Here is a 20,735-nt window from a genome sequence, read left to right on the forward strand (position 1 = left end):
TTCAACATGACATCACTTGAGATGAATTTGGAACATCCCTTGAGCAACCGTATGCTGGCTTGTCCAACTGGGGGTAAATGGATCAGCTTTCAATTGATCGATGAGTTCTGCTCGAGCGAGCCTTATGCCGGACTGGCCTATATCGCTACTGACTCAGAAGGAATGAGATATGCAGGTAACTTAGACGCAAAAGGCATCGGCAAATTAGAGAACCATTTTGCCGGGCCTGTTTCATTGTTATTTGAACAAGCCTACGAGGGAAAGGAGGCGGTCTACTTGAGACTCAAGGAAAGGCCGCATTACCCACTCAAGATTACTGAACTCCAGGTTCGCGCCGAGAAGACCCGCTACCTGAACCCGGACTCCACCCGCACACGCGAACGGCCCGCATTGGCCGACGGCGTCGATTACTTTCAGGTAGAAGTCCGGCATCTGGTCAGACACGTTTCGCACCTGCCGCCGGAGGTGATCCGCCATTTCCCCCTCGACTCGGGGTGCGCGGCCATCATGCGCGAGCACGGCAAGCTAGGGGCCGCCCTGATGCCGAACCGGCACACGGTGCTTGAAGTGCGTCCGCTGAGGGCATTGCGCCCCCTGTTGTCCACAGACACGTCGTTCTGTGCGCTCAACCTTTACCAGCTCGCATTGATGGCGACCTTGAGCTACAGCCCTTTCGGCCAACAACCCGCAATCCCTTCCGCCGATACACAAACCCTGAAGTTCTCGCTTCAGCCCAGCGTCGGCAACTGGTTCGGCGATGCACTGGCCAAGTGCGAAGAACTCTGGAAAGTCGATAGCGCACAGACCACAGCCTTTTACCCGCTCTACGAAGATGTGCCGTACTCCAGACGGCTGGAAATCATACCGTTCGACCCGATCCTTTACGCCGAAAACCGGCCAACACCGGAAGGCGAACTGGAACACCCGGCCAGCGTTCACTTTCTAGATGATGTCGGTGATAAAGACAGCACCGACACCCAAGCCTTCATCACCCACAACGACGAACTGATACTGATCGCCGTGCGCGGCACCGCCGAGAAAATCCCCGACGGCTTGCGTGACGCAGATGCGCTGCAAGTGCCGTTTGAGGAAGGCGAAGGGCAAGTCCATCGGGGGTTCTACCAAGCCGCCCAGAAAGCCTATGACTTCGTGGTGGCGTACCTCGAGAAATTCCACGTCGGCCAAAAACTCCTCATCTGCGGCCACAGCCTTGGTGGCGCGATCACCCTGCTCTTGTCTGAAATGCTCCGTCGAAGGGCCGGATTCAACTACGACATCCAGCTCTACACCTACGGCGCCCCCCGCGCCGGCGACCGCCGTTTCGTCGAGGCCGCGGGCGAGCTGGTGCATTACCGCATGGTCAACCACAACGACCCGGTGCCCAGCGTGCCCGGCAGTTGGATGAACACCAAGGCCGATGTCTACGGCGCGGGGGCGGCGCTGACGTTCGTCAATGTGCCCGTCGGCCTGTCGCTGTTCGTCGCCGGCATCACCAACTGGACGGGCGAAGCCTACGGCCACCACGGTGCCCTGCGCCACGCCATGCCGGTGGAGTTCGGGCAGGGGCAGGTGTCGTCGATCCTGTGGGCGCCGGGTTGCGACACCATCACCCAGCACGCGGCCTGCGAAGTGGCGGTGCGCCAGCGCCACGGCCTGCCGGATCGGCCGTCGTTGCTCAAGCAACTGCTCGACGGCGGGCACCATTCGATGACCGGAGCGTACATCCCAGCGTGCTGGGCGGCCTTGCGGCGTTGGCAGGAGGCGCAGGAAGCGGGGCGTTCGCTGGTCACCGACCGCGAGTTCGAACACATCGAATCGGCGCTCCAGCGCATCACCGGGCAGTTGCGCAAGCGACGCAACGAACTGACGGGGCGGCCGGACAACGCCGTGCGCGCCCACCAGAAGCAGATCGATGCGCTCAGCCGTGAAGTCGACCGGGTGGACAGCACCCGTCAGCGCCTCGCGACCCTGCGCCACCGCCGGGTCAAGGCCGAAGACGTCTACGGCTCCCTCGCCGGGCAACCGCAGCGGCTGGCCGAGAGCCTGCCGCGCTGGCAGGCCCATCCGCAGAATCTTGCGCAGGAACAGCTGGCCATGGCGCCGGACAGCCTGGCGGACGACCCGCTGCTGGCCACGCTGTCGGGCCGCACCATCGGCGCACCCTACACCCTCGACCTCGATTCGATCATTTAGCCGCCGGCAAGCTCAGCCCTGGGGATACCACACCAGCCGCTCCGCCGTCGGCGAGCGCTCCTCCACGGAAAACCCGAGCGCCAGGTAGTGCTGGCGCGCATGGGGGTTGTTCGCCCACACCACCGTCGCCACCGGGCAGCGGATCTGCTGCGCGGCCTTCTGCACCCCTTGCAGCACGGCGCGGCCGTAGCCTTGGCCGCGGGCCTGAGGGATGAAGGCCAGGTACAGCACGCGGACTTCGTTGGCGCCGAAATCGGTGCTCAACGAGCCGATGGCCGTGCCGAGCTTTTCGACCACGTAATGCATGGCATTGGGGTAGTGTTCACCCATGCCCAGTTCCTGCGCCTGGAACTGCTGGCCGACGATCTGCTGGACGAACTCCTGCTCGCCGTCGATCCATTGCAGGTCCGGCCGCGCCGACTGGTAAAGGCTGTGCAGGAACGGCCCGTCGGTAGGCCGCGAAGGCCGCACCACCAGACCGTCCGCCGCGACATTCGTGTTGTCCGCCATCGTCATGCCCTCCTAGAAACCGCTTTCCCTGACGCCCAGCGCCGCCAACCGGCGCCAGGCCACCCCCAGCAGCGACTCGCCGCTGCCCTGCAGCACCACCACGCCGCGCAGGGGCTGCGCCGGCATCGGCAGCCGATCCAACGCCTCCAGGCGCGCGCCGTACTGCGCCTGCACCGGTTCGGCCCGCTGCTGCACGTCTCGGCGCACTGCGATCGGCCCATGGTGATCAGACGTCAGCGCCTCCTGATCGACGTAGGCCACGCCGTTGGTGTCGATTTCGTCCAGCCGCACGGCGATGGCCGGGTGCATCGGATCGTCGGCGATGAACCGCCCGGTGGCGCCGGGCTTGACCCGCCACAGCTCGGCCTCCGCCAGATAGCCACGCAGGCGCGTGCCGTCCTCGACCACCCGGGCCAGCGCGTCCTTGGTGGACAACCAGCGGCCGGGCGCCAGGTTCGGCAGCAGGTCGCGCACGGTGCCGGCATGGGGCGCGCGCAGCAGCAGGCGCTCGCGCTGGGCGCTCAAGCCGCGGTAGTCCGCCACGGCCTCGGCCAGCCGCTGCTCGACGATGCCGGCGTCGGCGGCGGTTTCGCTGCGCCCGGCCTGACGGCGCATGAGCAATTGCTGGATCTGGATTTCCTTGCGCACGATGGCCTGGCGCGAATCCAGGTCCGACGACTCCAGTTCGATCAGCACATCGCCCTGGGCCACCTGTTGCCCGTCCCGCACGTTCACCGTCTTGACCCGCGCCGCCACCGGCGCATGCAAGGCGCTGGCGCGGCCGCCCTCCAGCATCACCGGCAGTTCCACGGCGCTGCGCCACGGCACGGTCAGCAGCAGCAACAGCCCGAGCACCGCCAGGCCGCTGAGCAGCACCCGAGGGGCATGGGCCTGTTCGCGGCGGCTCCACCACTGGCGCCACTCACGCATGATCGGCAAGAAGATGAACCACACCAGTTCCACCAGCATCAGGAAGATCCCCAACACCTTGAAGAACAGGTGATAGACCGCCAGCGCGATCCCGAAAAACAACGCCGCACGCCATAGCCACGAACCGTACCCCCAGATCAGCAAACGCCGCTGCATCGCCGGCGACCAAGGCTCAGGCGCCGGGGCGCCGTAGCCGAAAAGAAACTCGCGCAGGCGCCAGCGGCACAGGGCAAACGCCCGGCCCTGCAGGTTGTCCACCTCCCACAGGTCGCTGAGCAGAAAGTAGCCGTCAAAGCGCATGAACGGGTTGAGGTTGACCACCAGGGTGGTGATCCACGTCGCGCTGGCCAGCATGAACGCCGCCGTGCGGCCCGGCCCGTCGGGCAACAGCGACCAGGCCAGCAACGCCAGGCAGGCCAGCAGCAGTTCCGCCAGCACCCCGCCGGCACCGATCAGCAGCCGCGCGCGCCGGTCGTTGACCCGCCAGGCGTCGCTGACGTCGGTGTAGAACATCGGCAGCAGCACCATGAACGCCACGCCCATGCTCTGCACCCGGCAGCCCGCACGCTTGGCCATGAACGCATGGCCGAACTCGTGGCAGAGCTTGGCGAAGAACAGCGACACGCCGAACGCGATCGCCCCGCCCAGGCTGAAAAGGTGCGGGAACGTCCCGACGAAACGCTGCCAGTCCCGCGACACCAGAAACACCCCGAGCCCCAGCGACGCCGGCAGGCCATAGCGCAGAAGCCTGGGGCCAAAACGCTCAAGCCACGGCCAGGCGCGGTTGAGGAACGCGTCCGGGCGCCACAGCGGAATGCGAAAGAACAGGTATTGGTGAAGCAGGATCTGCCACAGGCTCTGGCGTCGCGCCAAGGCCTTGAGCCGATAGCTGGCGCGTTGCTGATCGTCGACGGCGCTGATCAGGTCGTGGCTGCGCAGGAACGTCAGCAATTGCTCAAGCTCGGCGCCGTCCAGGGCCAGGCCCGGCTCACGGTTGGCCGCGCGCAGCACTTGCTCGGCGTCGCCCAGCGCCCAGTGGCGCAGCAGGCGCATCGCCGCCCCGCCGAGCTTGAAGTAGCGACCGCTCACCGGATCCGCCAATGTCCAGCGCGGCGAACCGTCCAGGGCCGGCGCCGCGGGCGACAGTTGCAGGTCGGCGCGCAGGCTCGGCAGGATCATTTACAGGCCCACGCTCTGGCGCAGGCCCGCCAACGGCCGGCGCAGCAGGTACAGCGCCAGCGGCGCACGCTCGCCGAAAATCTTCGCCGTGCCGCGCAAGCCGATCCGCGGCGGCGCCTCGGTGAAGCCGGCGTCCAGCCGATAGACCAGTTGGCCGCCGGCGGTGGGCTGCGCCTCGTAGGCCGAGCGTTCGAGGGTGGCGAGGTGACGTTGCAGCGGGTCGCTGTCGAGAAACAGCGAAATCTGCGCGCCGGGCTCCAGCGCGATGGCGTCGCCCACCGCCAGCTCGATGCGCAGCTCGGCCTGGCTCGGGTCGGCGATCTCCATCAGCCGTTCGCCGGTCTGCACCGGTTTGCCGGTCCAGCGTTCGGCGTCGGCGAACACGGCGATGCCGTCACGCTCGGCACGCACTTCGCTGCGGTTGAGCAGTTCGCGGGCGTAATCGCGCTCGGCGCGCTTCTGCTCGACCCGGGCGGCCAGCAGATCCACCCGGGAACTGGACTCGGCATCGGCGAACGAGCGCTGGGAATTGGATTTGAGCTCGGCTTCAGCGACGCCCAGGGCACGCTCGGCGACGTCGGCCTGGGCCTTGAGGGTCGTGCTGTCGAAGCGCAGCAGCAGGTCGCCGGCCTTCACGCTCTGGTTGGGCTTGACCCGGAATTCGGCGATCACCCCGTCCAGCGGCGCGGCGACCACGCGGCCGCCCAACGGCACCACCTCGGCCGGCGCCAGCACCGACTGGCGCACCGGCACCAACAGGCCGAGCAGCACCAGCGCCGCCAATGCCGCCTGGCGCTTGCGCGTCCAGCGCAACCGCCACGGCTTGCGCGGCTGCAAGGCCAGCCAGGCATGGCTGCAGGTGTCGCCCAGTTGCGACAGCAGGACTTGTTCGGAGGGGTTCCACGGCACGTCCCGGGCCAGCCACAAACCGCCGAACACCTCGCCGTGACGGTCGATCAGCGGCAGCCAGAACACCTGCAGCGCCGACAGGCTCTGCCAGTCGGCCCGGATCGGCTCACTGACCATCGACGGCGCAATCACCCGTGCCTGCTTCAGCACATCCTGCTTGAACAGCTGCGCCACCGCCTGCTCGACGAACGCCACGAACGGCGCGTTCGGCTCCACCGCACTGACCCCGGTGACGGCCTGCACCTTGCCGGCAATCAACAGTGTCGCGTGGCGATAGCCGAACAGCGACTGCCCGTCATTGACCAGGCTGTAGGCCAGTTGTGGAACGTCGCGGGCCGCGCGGATCTGCCGTTCGAGGTCAAGGAAGCGGGCGAACACCTGCTCGGCGCCGCCCCCCGCCGGGGCGTTCAATTGAGCTCCGCAAAGCGTGCGGTGCCGCTCATGCCGGCGAGCAGGCCGGTGGCGTTCGGCAGCGTGGCCACCAGCAGCAGGGTCTGGCTGCCTTCATCGATTCGCGCGCCAAGGCGCTTGACCGTGGCATCGATCGGCTTGCCGGTCTCATCGGGGACGAAGCTGAAGGTCTGGCCGGGCTTGAGCCGCGCCATCCAGCGCGACGGCACCAGCAGGTGGATCTCCAGGGTGCGGTTGTCGACCACGTCCAGAAGCGGCGCACCCGCCGGCACGCTCTCATAGCGCTGCACCTTGCGCTCCACCACTTGCCCGTCGAACGGCGCGATCACGCTGCAGCGCTTGACCTGCACCTGATACACCTGGGATTGCGCCTGGGTCTCGCTGACCTTGGCCTCGGCCCGCGCCACCTCGAACCGCCCGACGGAGTTGAGCGCCGCCAGTTGCCGGTTGTGCGCCAGCTCCTCGCCGGCGCCGCGGCTGGCGGCCTGCGCCGCGTTGAGCTGGGCCTGATAGGCCGAACAATCGAACCGCGCCAGGGTGTCGCCCTTCTTGAACGACTCGCCCTCGCTGAACGGCAGCTCGACGATGCGCCCGGACAGCTCGCTGGCCAGCACCGCCTGATCGCGGGCGCGCAGCACGCCGCGGGCCTCGCTGCCACTGGCGGCAGCTTGGGCGGCCACACCGTTTTCCAGCAGCGGATCGTCTGGCACGGGGGGTTGCGCCTGAACTGCACTCGCTGCAAGGGACATTCCGAGAACCCAACCACGAAAACGCTGCATGACCGCTACTCCCTGTCGGATGTGCGGAGTCTACGACAGCGGGGTTTAGCGTCAAGCGAAAGGCCACCATTGCGACGAAGACTGGCGTAATCCCATGAAACAGACTATGGTCGAGCCATCGAAAATATAACCTTTATGGAATATTCCATGGCGCTTATATTTGCTTCCCATGAATTGGGAAATCGAATACACCGACGAGTTCGGCAACTGGTGGGACGACCTCACGGAAAGCGAGCAGAGCTCTGTGGCCGCAAGCGTCAAACTGCTGGGCCAGTTCGGGCCGGGCCTGCGCTTCCCGCACAGCAGCGCCATCAATGGATCACGACATGGCCATCTGCGCGAATTGCGGATCCAACATGGCGGACGGCCCTACCGCATCCTGTATGCATTTGATCCGAGGCGCTGCGCATTGCTGTTGATCGGCGGAGACAAAACCGGTCAGGATCGCTGGTATGAGGTCAATGTCCCGCTCGCCGATCGACTGTACGACGAGCATCTCGATACATTGCGCAAAGAGGGTTATCACGATGGCTAAGAAATTTGCCGAACTCGAAGCGCGCATGACACCCGAAGCCCGGGCACGCGCCGAATCGATCTACGAACAACACATCAAGGAAATGCCTCTCAACGAGTTGCGGCAGGCCAAAGCCTTGAGCCAGGCGACGCTCGCCGAAACACTGCACGTCAATCAGGCGGCGATCTCGAAAATGGAACGCCGGACCGACATGTACATCAGCACCTTGCGCAACTACATCCGCGCAATGGGCGGCGAGCTCGAAATCATCGCCACATTTCCCGACGGGCAGATCAAAATCGAAAACTTCGCAGGTTGAGGCCTCCAGGCTCAATTGAACCTGCGAGGCTTTCGGGTTCCGCATCCGCTGCCCGTTCGGGTGAGGCAATTCCTGCCCGATCACATGAGCCTCAGCGCTGCACCGCCTCCCCCTCCGGATACACCGACTCCCACCCCCCGCCCAACGCCCGGTACAGCCCGACCATCGCCAGCGACACGCCGGCGGAGCTTTCCACCCATTGCTCCTGCGTCGTCAGCAACGCGCTCTGCACGGTGAGGACGTTGACGAAATCGACCACGCCTTCGACGTACTGCTGTTGCGCGGTGCGCAGGGCGATGCGGTTCTGGCGCACGGCTTCGGCCAGGCTGTCGCGGCGGTGCTGGCTGGCGTTGTAGGCCGTCAGTTGGTCGTCGATCTCATGCCAGGCGCGCAGCACGGTCTGCTGATAGGCGATCGCCGCCTCCTGCTGTTGGGCTTCGCGCAGCTGCAGCACGCCGCGCAGGCGGCCGCCGTCGAACAACGGCAGGCTCAGTTGCGGACCGATGGCGAAGGCCCGTGAGCCCCAGGAGCCGAAGTCGCTCAGTTGCATGGCCTGGGAGCCCAGGTTGCCGGACAGCGTGATGCGCGGATAGAAATCCCCTTCGGCCACGCCGATGTTGGCGGTGGCCGCATGCAGCCGGGCTTCGGCCTGACGAATGTCCGGGCGGCGTTCGGCCAGTTGCGACGGCAGGCCGATGGCGACCTGGGGCGGCGACTGCGGCACCGGCGCATCGGCGGACAACGCTTTGGACAGGGCCTGGGGAGGTTCACCCATCAGCAGACTGATGGCGTTGATCAGCTGCGCCTGACGCTGCTCCAGCGCCGGCAGCCGCGACTCGATGGCGGCCACCTGCGCAGCGGCTTCGGCGACGTCCAGGTCGGTGGCCACCCCATCGTTCAGGCGCAGCTGCGACAGTTTCAGGCTGTGCCGGGCGACCTCCAGGTTCTGTTCGGTGACGGCGCGGGTGTTCTGCACGCCGCGCAGCTGGATGTAGTTCTGCGCGGTGTCGGCCAGCACTGCCAGCAGTACGCCGCGGCGGTCGTTTTCCGCCACCTCCAGATTGGCGTCGGCGGCTTCGGTCTCCCGGCGCACGCGGCCCCAGAAGTCGAGCTCCCACGAGGCGGAGAACCCGGCGTCCCACAGGTTGAAGGCCGAGTCGCCATTGCGCCCCGACGGGTCGTTGAGGCCCTCGCCGCTGTTGCGCTTGCGCCCATAGCTGCCGGTGACGGCGGTGGTCGGATAGCGGTCGGCGGTGATCGCCTGACGGACCGCGCGGCTCTGTTGCAGACGGCTGGCGGCGCGCTGCAGGTCGAGGTTGCTGTTCATCGCACGCTGGGTGAGGGCCGAGAGTTGCGGGTCGTGGAAGACCTCCCACCAGCGTTCGCTCAGGGGCTCGGCCACCGCTTGGCTCGGGGCGGTCCGGGCGGGCTGGGCCCATTCGCCGATCTGCACGCCCTCCGGTTTGCGAAAGTCCGGGCCGACGGTGCAGGCGCTGAGACTGACGACGAGCAGAACGCTCGAAAGGCGTAGCGGCCACTGGCCAATCCGCGAGGAGGCCCGCTCCCGCAGGGCGATGTGTGCGAGGCCGTTCGCGCAGGCGCCGGCCGGGTCGACAGTGATCATCGCTGGGTCACCTCACGCACCGCCGTCACCGAACTGTCGGTGTCGATGCTCGCCTCGACCGACATGCCCACCCGCAGCCGCTCGGCCAACGGCTGACCCGGCTCCAGCAGGATCTTCACCGGAATCCGCTGCACCACCTTGGTGAAGTTGCCGGTGGCGTTGTCCGGCTTCACCGCCGCGAACGTCACGCCGGTGGCCGGGGCGATGCTTTCCACGCGCCCGTTCAGGGCTTCGCCGCCCAGGCTGTCGACCCGCACCTGCACGTCCTGCCCCGGTTGCACGTCGGTCAACTGGGTTTCCTGGAAGTTGGCCACCACGTAGGCCTGCTGCAGCGGCACCACCGCCAGCAGCTTGCTGCCCGGCGTCACGTAGGCGCCGACCCGTACGGCGCGCTCGCCGATCATGCCGTCCTGCGGCGCGGTGATGCGGGTGTACGAGAGGTCGAAGCTGGCGATCTCCAGCGCGGCCTGCGCGCGTTTCAGGCCACCGTCGGCGGCATCGCGCTGGGCGGTGAGAATCTCCACCTGCTTGCGTTCCGCCGCCAGCACCGCCGTGGCGGTGTCCAGCCGCGCCGTGGCCTGATCGATGCGGGTGCGCGCCTGCTGCGCGTTCTGCACGGTGCCGGCCCCGACGCCGGCCAGGTGGCTGTAGCGGTTCAATTCTTGTTGGGCGAAGGCCATTTCCGCCTTGGCCGCCACCACCGAGGCCTGGGCCTGGGCGATCACCGACGCCTGGCGCTCCAGGGTGGCCTTGGCGTTCTGCAGTTGCGCACGGGCGACCTGGGTCTGCGCATCGGCGGCTTCGGCGGCGGCGCGCAGGTCGCGGTCGTCGATCAGCGCCAGCAATTGCCCGGCCTTGACCTGCTGGTTGTCCTCCACCAGCACTTGCTTGATGAACCCCGCCACCCGCGGCACCACCAGGGTGTAGTCGGCGGACACGTAGGCGTCGTTGGTGTTCTGCTGGGTGCGTTTGCCGAACAGGCCCGGCACCGCCAGGTGCAGCAGCACGCCGACGGCCAATGCGGCCGCCACGGCGACCGCGAGTTTTTGCTTTGCTTGAGTCGTCATAAAAACCTTCAGTTCCAGTCAGGTCGGCGCACGGGGCGGAAAGATCCGCGTCGGCAGCCAGAAAATCAGCAGGATCAGCGCCACCGCGACGCCGGCCATGCACAGGTAAAGATCCGAGGAGGTCAGCACCACCGCCTGCTCGTGCAGGCGGTGGGCGAGGCCGGCGCCGTCGGGTTCGGCCAGGGGCGAGTTGCCGAGGCGGTCCACCAGCATCGTCGAGTGGAAATGCAGCCGCGCGGTGGTCAGCGCCTCGATCACCCCGGTGGCGATCACCGCCGCCAGGCCTTTCACGGTGTTGAACCAGGCCGAGGCGAACGGTCCGTCCAGCGGCGTGATGCTGCCGGTGGAGAGCATCAGCAGCGGCAGCACCGCCATCGGCTGCCCGAAGATCTGCAGCCATTGCAGGACGTAGAAATCGTCACGGATCCACGCCGACGTCAGCTGCGAGCCGCCCAGGCACGACAGCGCCAGCATGCTCAGGCCAAGCCCCAGCACCCAGCGGCAATCGACCCAGCGCAGGTTGCACAGCGCCGCCACCAGCGGCAGCGCGATCAGTTGCGGCAACGCCGCCAGCAGCATGATCGGCGCGGTCTGCACCGGGCGGTAACCCTGCACCTGGGCCAGGTAGCTGGAAGGGATCAGGATCACCGCCAGCAGGATCACCAGCACCCCGGCCAAGGTCAGCAGGGCGAACGACAGGTTGCGGATGCCCAGCATCTGCAATTTGAAGAACGGGATCGGCTGCGACCACTCGTTGACCAGGAACGCCACCAGCAGCAGCGCACCGGCGCCGAGCAGGCCGCAGATCAGGTCCGACTCGAACCAGTCCAGGCGATTGCCTTGCAGCAGCCCGATCACCAGCATGCAGATCGCCGGAAACCCCAGCAGCAGGCCCCTCCAGTTGAACGCCTTCAGGCGCTCCAGGCGCAGCGGATCCTGCGGCAAGCCGTAGGCCACGGCGGCCATGGCGATCAGGCACGGCACGATGATCTGCCAGAACGTCCACTGCCAGCCGACGTGCTCGGTCCACAGCCCGGCCAGCGGCGTGCCCAGGCCCGGGCCGAACGTGGCGGTCAACGCGTAGCCGGCCAGGCCGTAGAGCTTGACGCCGGGCGGCAAGAAACGCAGCGCCACGGTCATGAGCATCGGCGGCAACGCGCCGCCGGCCAGCCCTTGCAGGGTGCGCATCAGCAGCAGGCTTTCGTAGTTGGGGGCGAACGGGCAAAGCACACCGAGCAGGGTGAACACAGCGATGGCGCACAGGGTGAAACGCTGCAGCGAAAACGTCACCGAGCACCACGGCGCGAACGCCATCGCCGCCACCGAGGTCGCGGTGTAGCTGGCGACGAGCCAGGTGCCTTCGTCGTAGCCGATGCCCAGGGCGCCGCGGATGTCGGCCAGGGCGACCTTGGTCACCATTTCGTTGAGGCCCGACACCAGCACCGCCAGCAGCACACCGACCAGGCCGATGATGATCCGCGCTCCGAACACCGGCGCCGCAGCGGTCGCGGCCCCAGGGGCCGGCACCGTCAGGGATGTCATGAACGCACACTCCGGTTGATTGAATACCGGAGCATGGTAGTGAGGCTTAATGTTGACGAAAACTGACTTATCGACAGCTTATAAGTGCATCTGACGCAACCGTTTGCGTTGTGGGCGCCAGCCTGCTGGCGATGGCGCCCCTACGGATCAGGTGCGCTCAGGGCCGCGCGGCACGCCAGGTCTCGTCGCAGCACGCCTTGAGGGTCTCGCGCAGCCAGCGGTGGGCCGGATCCTTGTCGAAGCGCGGGTGCCAGGCCTGGGTCAGCATCAGGGTCGGCAACGGGATCGGCAAGTCAAAGGGACGCAGCTTCAGCCCCAGCCGCCGCACGCTCAGCAAGGCTTCCCGGGGCACCGGCAGGATCAGGTCGGAGTCCGGCAAGGCGAACATCGCGGCGTGAAAGCTCGGGGCGATCACCGCCACCCGCCGCTCCAGCCCCAAGGCGTTGAGCGCCGTGTCGATGGGGCCGCGGGCGATGCCCCGGCGGGACATGCTGATGTGGGAGAACGCGGCGTAGCGCTCGGCGGTGATTTCAGCGTCGAACAACGGATGGTCTTCGCGCACCAGGCCGACGAAGTGGGTGGAGAACAGGTTCTGCACCTTCACCTCCGGCATCACCGGGCGGGTGTTGCTCACGCTCAGGTCGATCCGCCCTTCGCGCAGCGCCTCATCGTCGCCGTCGCCCTCGGGGACGAAGCGCAACTCGCAGTGCGGCGCCTGACGGTCGAGGGTATCGAACAGCTTGCCGCCATAGACGCCGACAAAAAAATCGTTGGCGCGGATGCTGAAGCGCCGGCGCAAGGTGCCCAGCTCCACGGTGTCCGCCGAGCGGAACAGCAGCGCGGCCCGCTCGACCACATCGCGCACCTGTTCGCGCAGCTCCAGCGCCTTGGGCGTGGGCACCAGGCCCCGGCCGGCACGCACCAGCACCGGGTCGCCGATGGCCTCGCGGATCCGCGTGAGGGTGCGGCTCATGGCCGCCGGGCTGAGGTTCATCCGCCGCGCCGCGCCGACCACGCTGCCTTCGTTGAGCAGGGCGTCGAGGGAGACCAGCAGGTTCATGTCCGGGAGTTGCATCGCAAGCACTCATGGCCGATCAGGATTGATTTCCACGCAATGCTAGCAGACATGCTTCAGGATCGGCGGCGGTTGCACAGACGCCATCGCCGGCAGGCTGGCTCCCACAATGGATTTGCATCGGAGCAGAACCCTGTGGAAGCCAGCCTGCTGGCGATGAGGCCAGTCCGGGCACCCGGCACCTAGCGTTGCATTCCCCACTTCTTCACGGTCACCCGCTCCAGCGTATCGAACACCAGGTTCTCCACCAGCAACCCGATCAGGATCACCACCGCAAGCCCGGCGAACACCTTGTCGGTGTACAGCTCGTTGCGGTTCTGGAAGATGTACCAGCCCAGGCCGCCCTTGCCGCTGGCGGCGCCGAACACCAGCTCAGCGGCGATCAAGGTGCGCCAGGCGAACGCCCAGCCGATCTTCAGGCCGGCGAGGATCGACGGCAGCGCCGCCGGAATCAGGATGGACAGCACAAAACGCATGCCCTTCAGACCGTAGTTGCGCCCGGCCATGCGCAGGGTTTCCGACACGCCAAGGAAACCGGCATAGGTGTTCAGCGCCAGCGCCCACAGCACCGAATGCACCAGCACGAAGATCAGGCTGTTCTGGCCCAGGCCGAACCACAGCAACGCCAGCGGCAGCAGAGCGATGGCCGGCAGCGGGTTGAACATCGAGGTCAGCGTGCTCAACAGGTCGCGCCCCAGTTGGGTCGAGACCGCCAGGGTGGTCAGGGCGAACGCCAGCACGATGCCGATCAGGTAACCCTTGAGCAACACCAGCAGGGAGATCCACACCTTGCCCGGCAGCTCGCCGCTGAGCAGGCCGTCGTACAGGGCGTGGGCGGTCTGCAGGAAACTCGGCAGCAGCAGATCGTTGTTCTGCACCCGGGCGACTGCCTCCCAAAGCACCGCCAGCACCAGCAGGATGATGCTCTTGCGCAGCCAACCCTGCTGCCACAACCGCTGGCCGAGCGCCAGTTCGCGCTCGACCGGCACACGGGTCAGCGGCTCCAGCACCGTTTCGAACTCATGACGCGAAGAAGATGAAGGGTTCATCGGGCAATGCTCCTGGCCGCTCAATAGGCGATGCGGATGTCGGTGAAGTCCAAGACCTGCGCGGTCTCCGGCGACTGGCCTTCGTCGAACAGCAGACGGTGGATGCGCCGCGCCGACTCCTGGAACGCGATGCCGCCCAGACTGTGCAGATCGTACTGATGGCTGTGCACCTCGGCCCGCACCCTGCCCGGATGCGGCGACAGCAGCAGGATGCGGTTGCCGACCACCAGCGCCTCCTCGATGGAGTGGGTGACGAACAGCAGCGTGAAGCGCACCTCTTCCCAGAGCCGCAACAGCTCTTCCTGCATCTTGCGCCGGGTCAGCGCATCCAGCGCGGCGAAGGGCTCGTCCATCAGCAGGATCTTCGGCTGCATCGCCAGCGCCCGGGCAATCGCCACCCGCGCCTTCATGCCGCCGGACAGGGTGTGCGGATAGGCATCGGCGAACGCCGCCAGGCCGACCTTCTCCAGGTAATGCAGGGCGCGCTCTTGCGCTTCCCTTTTCTTCAGCGTGCGTGAGGCCAGCAGCGGGAACATTACGTTCTGCTTCACGGTTTTCCACGGCGGCAGCTGATCGAATTCCTGGAACACCACGATCCGGTCCGGCCCCGGCGCCTCCACGCGCCGGCCTTGCAGGCGGATCTCGCCTTCGCGCGGCGCAATGAACCCGGCCACCGCCTTGAGCAGCGTGGACTTGCCGCAGCCGGAGGGGCCGAGCAGGACAAAGCGATCCGCCGGATCGACCTCGAAACTGACCTGGTGGGTGGCCCGCACCACCCGTTGCGGCGTGCGGTATTCGAGGCTGACCTGATCGACCGCCAGCAGCGCTTCAGTGCCGGCGGCGCGGTTGCTGGCCGTGTGGCCTTGCAAAGGGGCGTTCATGGCGGTCAGCTCCCCTGCAGCGGCTTGGCGTCCTGGAAGAAGTAATCCTTCCACGAGTCCGGCTTGTTCTTGATCGCGCCGACACGGTAGAGGAATTCGGCCAACGGGTAGGTATTCTTCGGCGTGACGCTGAACTCGAACTGCGGGTTGTCGATGATCTTCAGCAGCGCAGCGCGGTCGATCTTGGCCTTGGTCACGCGCAGGTAAGTGTCCGCCGCCGCGCCCTTGTCGTTCTGGGCGAACTGCGCCGCTTCGGTCAGGGCTTCGACGAAGGCCTTGTAGGTCTTCGGGTTGTCGTTGCGGAATTTCTCGGTGGCGAACAGCACGGTCGGCGAGTTCGGGCCGAGCACGTCATAGGAATTGAGCACGACGTGGACGTTGGGGTTCTCCAGGGCCTGGTCCTGGAACGGCGGATTGGAGAAATGCCCGGTCAGCTCGGTGCCGCCGGCGATCAGCGCAGCGGTGGCGTCCGGGTGCGGAACGGCGATGGTGTACTTGTCGAGGCGGTTGAATTCCTTGTCGCCCCACTGCTTGGCCGCTGCGTACTGCAAGAACCGCGACTGCACCGAGACCCCGACCGCCGGCACCGCGATGCGGTCCTTTTCGGTGAAGTCGGCGATGGTCTTGACCTGGGGATTGTTGCTCACGAGGTAATACGGGAAGTTACCCAACGAAGCCACGGCCTTGACGTTCTGCTTGCCGTGGGTGCGGTCCCAGATGGTCAGCAGCGGGCCGACGCCGGCGCCGGCTATGTCGATGGAGCCGGACAGCAACGCATCGTTGACCGCCGCGCCGCCGGACAGCTGTGTCCAGTCGACCTTGATGTCGATCCCCTCCTGCTTGCCGTACTTCTCGATCAAGCCCTGATCGCGCACGACGTTGAGCAACAGGTAGACGATGCCGAACTGTTCGGCGATGCGGATCTCACCTTCGGCATGGGCCACGGACGGCGCCGCCAGGCTGCCGGCGATCAGGCTGAAACCCAAGCCGATGGCGGCGGCCAGCGGCGCGAATGGAAGACGTTTGGACATGATCGGTTCTCCGGCAATTCAGAAAGGCGCGTCGCCCTGGATGGTGGTGCGGTAGAGCTTGCGGCGCAGGTGCGCGGGGCAGCCGGCGGCCAGGTGGATCAGCGAGCGGTTGTCCCAGAACACCAGGTCGTGGGGCTGCCAGCGGTGGCGGTAGATGTTCTGCGCCAGGACGCTGTGGGCGTAGAGCTCGGCCAGCAGCTGTCGGCTCTCATCCTCCGGCAGGCCGACGATGCGGGTGGTGAAGCCTTCGCTGACGAACAACGCCTTGCGGCCGTTTTCCGGGTGAGTGCGCACCACCGGGTGCACCACTTCCGCGACCTGGGCCAGTTGCTCCGGGGTCAGGGTCGGGCGCCAGTTGCCTTCGAATTTGGTCTCGCTGTAGCGGGCGGTGTAGGAATGCGCCGCCGAACGGCCCTCAACCGCGTTGCGCAGCGCTTGCGGCAGGCTGTCCCAGGCTTTGTGCATGTCGGCGAACAAGGTGTCGCCGCCTTCGGACGGCAGTTCCTGGGCGTGCAGCATCGAACCCAGGCTCGGCAGTTCTTTGTAGGAGAGGTCGGAGTGCCAGAACTTGCCGGCATCGCCCAGGCCGACGTTCTGGCCGTTCTCGACGATGTTGGAGACGATGAGGATTTCCGGGTGACCGGCCAACAGGAACTGCTTGAGCACATGGATCTGCAGCACGCCGAAGCGGCGGCTGAAGTCGATCTGTTGCTGCGGGGTGATGCGCTGGTCGCGGAACACCACCACGTGGTGATCGAGGTGGGCGCGGTGAATGCGGGCGAAGTCTTGATCGCTGACCGGACGGGCCAGGTCCAGGCCGATGATTTCGGCGCCGACGGCGCCTGCGAACGGGCGAACTTCAAAGGGTTGCGGCGCGATGCCGGGTGAGGCGGTGGCGGCGGACATAAATCACTCCCACATACGGCACGCTCAAGGGCGCGCGCGTCGATCAAGAAACTCACGCTGGATTGCGTGTTCGTTCGTGTCGTGCGGCGCGCCGATTGGTCGGCAGGTACGCAGGGGTGTGACTTTATCGGTATAAAAATTGAAATTTAAATACCGTTAATGAATAACGATATGGCGATTGGGGACAGCGGCGGTTCTTGTCACAGACCCACCGGATGCGGTGCCTGGACAGACGCGTTCTCGAGCAGGCTCGCTTCCACAGGGGATCGGCGTCGGGCGCTGCCCCTGTGGCAATGGCCTACCGCTCGTGCAAGGCCTCGGCCCGCGCGCGGATGATCGGCTTGAGCAGGTAGCTCAGCACGGTCTTCTTGCCGGTGATGATGTCCACCGACGCCACCATCCCCGGAATGATCAGCAGCGGCTTCTCGTCGGTGCCGAGGTGGCTGCGCTCGGTGCGCAGCTTGATCACGTAGTAGGTGGTTTTCTTGTCTTCGTCGGTGATGGTGTCCGCGCCGATCTGCTCCAGCTTGGCCTTCAGGCCGCCGTAGATGGTGTAGTCGTAGGCGGTGAACTTCACGGTCGCATCCTGCCCCGGATGCAGGAAGGCGATGTCCTGCGGACGGATCTTGGCTTCCACCAGCAGGGTGTCGTCCAGCGGCACGATCTCCACCAGGTCGCTGCCCGGCTGGATCACGCCGCCGATGGTGTTGACCAGCATCTTGTTGACGATGCCCCGCACCGGCGAAGTGACCAGCGTGCGGCTGACCCGGTCCTCCAGCGCCTTGCCGGTAGCCTGGGCCTTGTTCAGGTCGGTGCGCGCCTCGTTGAGCTGGGTCAGCGCCTCGCTGCGGAACTTGCCGCGGGTCTCGTCGATCTTGCGCTGAACTTCCTTGATCGCCGATTCGGCCCGCGGAATCGCCAGCGTGGTGGCGTCGAGCTGGCCGCGGGTCTCCACTTCGGCGCGCTTGAGCCGCAGCACTTCGACCGGCGACACCGCGCCCTGGGCCACCAGCGGCTCGGACATGTTGATTTCCTGGCGTTGCAGGCCCAGCTGCTGACGGTACTGCGCCTGCTTGGAGGTGAACTCGCGCAGCTCTTGCTGGCGCTGGATCAGCTGTTCCTGCAACCCGCCGATCTCGTCATGCAACTGCTGACGGCGGCTCAGGTACAGCGACTCTTCGCTTTTCGCCTGGCCCGGCACGGCCTTGAGCACGTCCTCGGGGAAGTTCAGCGGACGGTCCTCGACCTCCGCGCTCAGGCGCTCGACCCGCAGCAGCATCGACAGCCGGTCGGCCTCGGTCTCGCCGACGTTGGAGGCGAACCGCGTGTCGTCCAGGCGGATCAGCGGCGCGCCGGCCTCGACGATCTGGCCTTCCTTGACGAACAGCTCGGAGACGATCCCGCCCTCGAGGTTCTGGATCTTCTGGATCTTCGACGACGGAATCGCCTTACCGTCGCCCTTGGTCACTTCGTCGATGACCGCGAAGTTGGCCCACAGCAGCAGGAACAGGAAGAAGCCGATGATCGCCCAGATCGTCAGGCGCACCACCCTCGGCGCGTCCTCGATGAGCGCTTTGTTGACCTCCGGCAGCGGCTGGCCCTGCAACGACGCGGAGCCTTTGAAGTAGCGGCGGATCGATTCCTTGACACCCGACTTAAGCAACACTGATCTGCCCCTTCTTCAACGCTTCCATCACCGCGGCCTTCGGGCCGTCGGCGAGAATCTGGCCACGGTCGACCACCAGCAGGCGATCCACCAGCGACAGCAGCGACGCCCGGTGCGTCACCAGCACCACGGTCTTGTTTTCGATCACCGCCGCCAGACGTTGCTTGAGGCGCTCCTCGCCGGTGTTGTCCATGGCGCTGGTGGGCTCGTCGAGCAGCAGGATGGGCGGGTCGAGCAGCAGCGCACGGGCCAGGGCCACGTTCTGGCGCTGGCCGCCGGACAGGTTCTGCCCGCGCTCGCCGACCTGCAGTTCGTAGCCTTTGGGGTGCAATCTGGCGAACTCATGGACGCCGGCCAGCTCGGCCGCCTGCAGCACCAGCTCGTCCTCGACGTAGCGGGCGCCGGAAATCAGGTTGTCGCGCAGAGTGCCGGCCAGCAGTTGGATGTCCTGAGGCACATAGCCGATGTTGTAGCGCAGCTCGCTGACGTCGATCTGGCGGATGTCCACGCCGTCCACCAGCAGGGCGCCGTCGTCCGGCTGGTACAGGCCCACCAGCAGCTTGGCCAGCGAGCTCTTGCCCGAACCGCTGCGGCCGATGATGCCGATCTTCTCGCCGGGACGGACCACCAGGTTGATGCCCTTGAGCGCCGGGTTCTGCTGCTCCGGGTAGGTGAAGTTGAGCTGGCGGCACTCGATGGCGCCCTGCAGCACCTTGCGGCTCAGCGGGCGCTCTTCGAAATTGCGCTCCTGGGGCAGCTCCATCATCTGGTCGACCGAGGTCATGGTCACCCGCGCCTGCTGGTAGCGGGTCAGCAGGCCCGACAGCGACGCCAGCGGGCTGAGCGCCCGGCCGCTGAGCATGTAGCAGGCGATGAGGCCGCCCATGCTCAGGTTGCCGGCGATGATCTGGTACACGCCGAAGACGATCATGACCACGCCCGCCAACTGCTGGATCAGCAGGGTGATGTTCATCGCCAGGCCGGACAGCATCTTCACCCGCAGCTCGAGGCGGCTGAGGGTGCCGATGGTCTGCTCCCACTGGTACTGGCGCTCGCTCTCGGCGTTGTTGACCTTCACCGCGTCGAGGCCGGCGAGGGTCTCGATCAGGCTCGACTGGCGCTCGGCGCCCAGCGCCATGGTGCGCTCCATGGTCGCCACCAGCGGTTTCTGCAGGGCGTAGCCGATGGCCAGGGCGATCGGGAAGGCCAGCACCGGAATCCACACCAGGTGCCCGCCCAGGATGGCGATCACGATGAAGATCAGGATCGTGAACGGCAGGTCGATCACGCTGGTCAGGGTCAGCGAGGCGAGGAAGTCGCGCAGGCTCTGGAACTCATGGATGTTCTGGGCGAAGCTGCCGACCCGCGCCGGCCGGTACTTCATGGCCATGCCGACGATCCGCTCGAACAGCGTGGCGGAGATGATCAGGTCGGTTTTCTTGCCGGCCAGATCCAGGCACAGGCTGCGCAGGCTCTTGAGGATCAGGTCGAAGAGGTAGGCCCCCGTGATGCCCAGCGCGAGCACCCACAGGGTCGCCTCGGCCTGGTTCGGCACCACGCGGTCGTAGACGTTCATCACGAACAGCGGCGCGGCCATCGCGATGATGTTGATCAGCAGGCTGGCGGCGATGGCGTCGGCGTACAGCCAGCGCGAGCGCTTGAGGGTGTCGCGGAACCACGAGCGCGCCCGGGGAATCAGCGTGCCGTGGTTGACGTCGAACTTGTGCTGGGGCTGGGCGAAGAAGACCTTGCCGGTGTAGTCGTCGGCCAGCAGGTCGCGGCCCACCAGGGATTCGCCGCCGTCGCTTTCGCTGAGCAGCACCCGGGCCTGGCCGTCGTCCTGCCAGCCGAGCAGGACGGCGCTGCGGCCGTCCTTGAGCAGCAGCAGCGCCGGCATGGCGATGGCCGGGATCTCTTCCAGCTTGCGTTGCAGCACCCGCCCCTGCAGGCCGGCGCGGGCCGCCGCACGGGGCAGCAGCTCGACGCTCAGGCGCTGCTTGGGCAGCGGCAGGCCGGTGGTGAGCATCGCCGCGCTGGCGGGCTTCTGGTGCAGCATGCACAGGGCGAGCAGACCGTCCAGCAGCGGGTCGTCGTGCATCGCGCGTGGATCATGGCTGAGTTGAACTCGACTGACTTCTGATTCCACGCTC

At 66.4% G+C, this 20,735-nt stretch carries 17 protein-coding genes; 3 read left to right on the forward strand and 14 right to left on the reverse strand.

Annotated features, from left to right (window positions below; genetic code table 11):
* Positions 1–6: 6 nt before the first annotated feature.
* A complete protein-coding gene (locus CAG31_RS14370) occupies positions 7–2,193 on the forward strand; it encodes a lipase family protein (RefSeq protein ID WP_085582161.1) in 2,187 nt (728 codons plus the stop codon).
* Between the two features lie 12 nt (positions 2,194–2,205).
* Here CAG31_RS14370 and CAG31_RS14375 read toward each other — a convergent pair whose 3' ends face one another.
* The 4 genes from CAG31_RS14375 to CAG31_RS14390 are packed head-to-tail and all read right to left on the reverse strand — an operon-like array spanning position 2,206 to position 6,911.
* Positions 2,206–2,703, reverse strand: a complete 498-nt coding sequence (locus tag CAG31_RS14375; RefSeq protein ID WP_085582163.1) for a GNAT family N-acetyltransferase — start codon at positions 2,701–2,703, stop codon at positions 2,206–2,208.
* Positions 2,704–2,715: 12 nt separating this feature from the next.
* Complete coding sequence (locus CAG31_RS14380) at positions 2,716–4,812, reverse strand: biotin/lipoyl-binding protein (RefSeq protein ID WP_085582165.1); 2,097 nt, start codon at positions 4,810–4,812, stop codon at positions 2,716–2,718.
* Positions 4,813–6,132, reverse strand: a complete 1,320-nt coding sequence (locus CAG31_RS14385; RefSeq protein WP_085582167.1) for an efflux RND transporter periplasmic adaptor subunit — start codon at positions 6,130–6,132, stop codon at positions 4,813–4,815.
* Positions 6,129–6,911 carry an efflux RND transporter periplasmic adaptor subunit gene (locus tag CAG31_RS14390; RefSeq protein ID WP_085582169.1) on the reverse strand — a complete coding sequence of 261 codons (783 nt, stop codon included), beginning with the start codon at positions 6,909–6,911 and terminating at the stop codon, positions 6,129–6,131. The genes CAG31_RS14385 and CAG31_RS14390 overlap by 4 nt, the downstream gene beginning before the upstream one ends.
* A 169-nt stretch (positions 6,912–7,080) precedes the next feature.
* Here CAG31_RS14390 and CAG31_RS14395 point away from each other — a divergent pair, with 169 nt between their 5' ends.
* Together CAG31_RS14395 and CAG31_RS14400 are read left to right on the forward strand one after the other, a co-directional pair.
* The gene (locus CAG31_RS14395; protein ID WP_085582171.1) at positions 7,081–7,446 is read left to right on the forward strand and encodes a type II toxin-antitoxin system RelE/ParE family toxin; all 366 of its coding nucleotides are present in this window, start codon (positions 7,081–7,083) and stop codon (positions 7,444–7,446) included.
* Positions 7,439–7,744 (forward strand): XRE family transcriptional regulator, encoded by a 306-nt coding sequence (locus CAG31_RS14400; protein WP_085582173.1) that lies wholly within the window; start codon positions 7,439–7,441, stop codon positions 7,742–7,744. The genes CAG31_RS14395 and CAG31_RS14400 overlap by 8 nt, the downstream gene beginning before the upstream one ends.
* Before the next feature lie 91 nt (positions 7,745–7,835).
* Here CAG31_RS14400 and CAG31_RS14405 read toward each other — a convergent pair whose 3' ends face one another.
* From CAG31_RS14405 to CAG31_RS14450, 10 genes are all read right to left on the reverse strand, one after another.
* Positions 7,836–9,368: an efflux transporter outer membrane subunit gene (locus CAG31_RS14405; protein ID WP_256575529.1), complete on the reverse strand. Its 1,533-nt coding sequence runs from the start codon at positions 9,366–9,368 to the stop codon at positions 7,836–7,838.
* Complete coding sequence (locus tag CAG31_RS14410) at positions 9,365–10,435, reverse strand: HlyD family secretion protein (RefSeq protein WP_085582175.1); 1,071 nt, start codon at positions 10,433–10,435, stop codon at positions 9,365–9,367. The genes CAG31_RS14405 and CAG31_RS14410 overlap by 4 nt, the downstream gene beginning before the upstream one ends.
* Before the next feature lie 18 nt (positions 10,436–10,453).
* Positions 10,454–11,977 carry an MFS transporter gene (locus tag CAG31_RS14415; protein WP_085582177.1) on the reverse strand — a complete coding sequence of 508 codons (1,524 nt, stop codon included), beginning with the start codon at positions 11,975–11,977 and terminating at the stop codon, positions 10,454–10,456.
* A 157-nt stretch (positions 11,978–12,134) separates the two neighbouring features.
* Positions 12,135–13,052, reverse strand: a complete 918-nt coding sequence (locus CAG31_RS14420; RefSeq protein ID WP_085582179.1) for a LysR family transcriptional regulator — start codon at positions 13,050–13,052, stop codon at positions 12,135–12,137.
* Positions 13,053–13,234: 182 nt separating this feature from the next.
* Complete coding sequence (locus tag CAG31_RS14425; RefSeq protein WP_085582181.1) at positions 13,235–14,101, reverse strand: ABC transporter permease; 867 nt, start codon at positions 14,099–14,101, stop codon at positions 13,235–13,237.
* Between the two features lie 20 nt (positions 14,102–14,121).
* The gene (locus CAG31_RS14430; protein ID WP_085582183.1) at positions 14,122–14,982 is read right to left on the reverse strand and encodes an ABC transporter ATP-binding protein; all 861 of its coding nucleotides are present in this window, start codon (positions 14,980–14,982) and stop codon (positions 14,122–14,124) included.
* 5 nt (positions 14,983–14,987) lie between these two features.
* A complete protein-coding gene (locus CAG31_RS14435; protein WP_085582185.1) occupies positions 14,988–16,013 on the reverse strand; it encodes an ABC transporter substrate-binding protein in 1,026 nt (341 codons plus the stop codon).
* Between the two features lie 18 nt (positions 16,014–16,031).
* Positions 16,032–16,919: a TauD/TfdA family dioxygenase gene (locus CAG31_RS14440; protein WP_085582187.1), complete on the reverse strand. Its 888-nt coding sequence runs from the start codon at positions 16,917–16,919 to the stop codon at positions 16,032–16,034.
* Positions 16,920–17,217: 298 nt separating this feature from the next.
* Positions 17,218–18,585: an HlyD family type I secretion periplasmic adaptor subunit gene (locus CAG31_RS14445; RefSeq protein ID WP_085582189.1), complete on the reverse strand. Its 1,368-nt coding sequence runs from the start codon at positions 18,583–18,585 to the stop codon at positions 17,218–17,220.
* Positions 18,575–20,731: a type I secretion system permease/ATPase gene (locus CAG31_RS14450; RefSeq protein ID WP_085582191.1), complete on the reverse strand. Its 2,157-nt coding sequence runs from the start codon at positions 20,729–20,731 to the stop codon at positions 18,575–18,577. The genes CAG31_RS14445 and CAG31_RS14450 overlap by 11 nt, the downstream gene beginning before the upstream one ends.
* Between the last annotated feature and the right edge of the window lie 4 nt (positions 20,732–20,735).

Source organism: Pseudomonas sp. R25(2017) (assembly GCF_002112565.1).
Taxonomy (GTDB): Bacteria; Pseudomonadota; Gammaproteobacteria; order Pseudomonadales; family Pseudomonadaceae; genus Aquipseudomonas; species Aquipseudomonas ekonensis.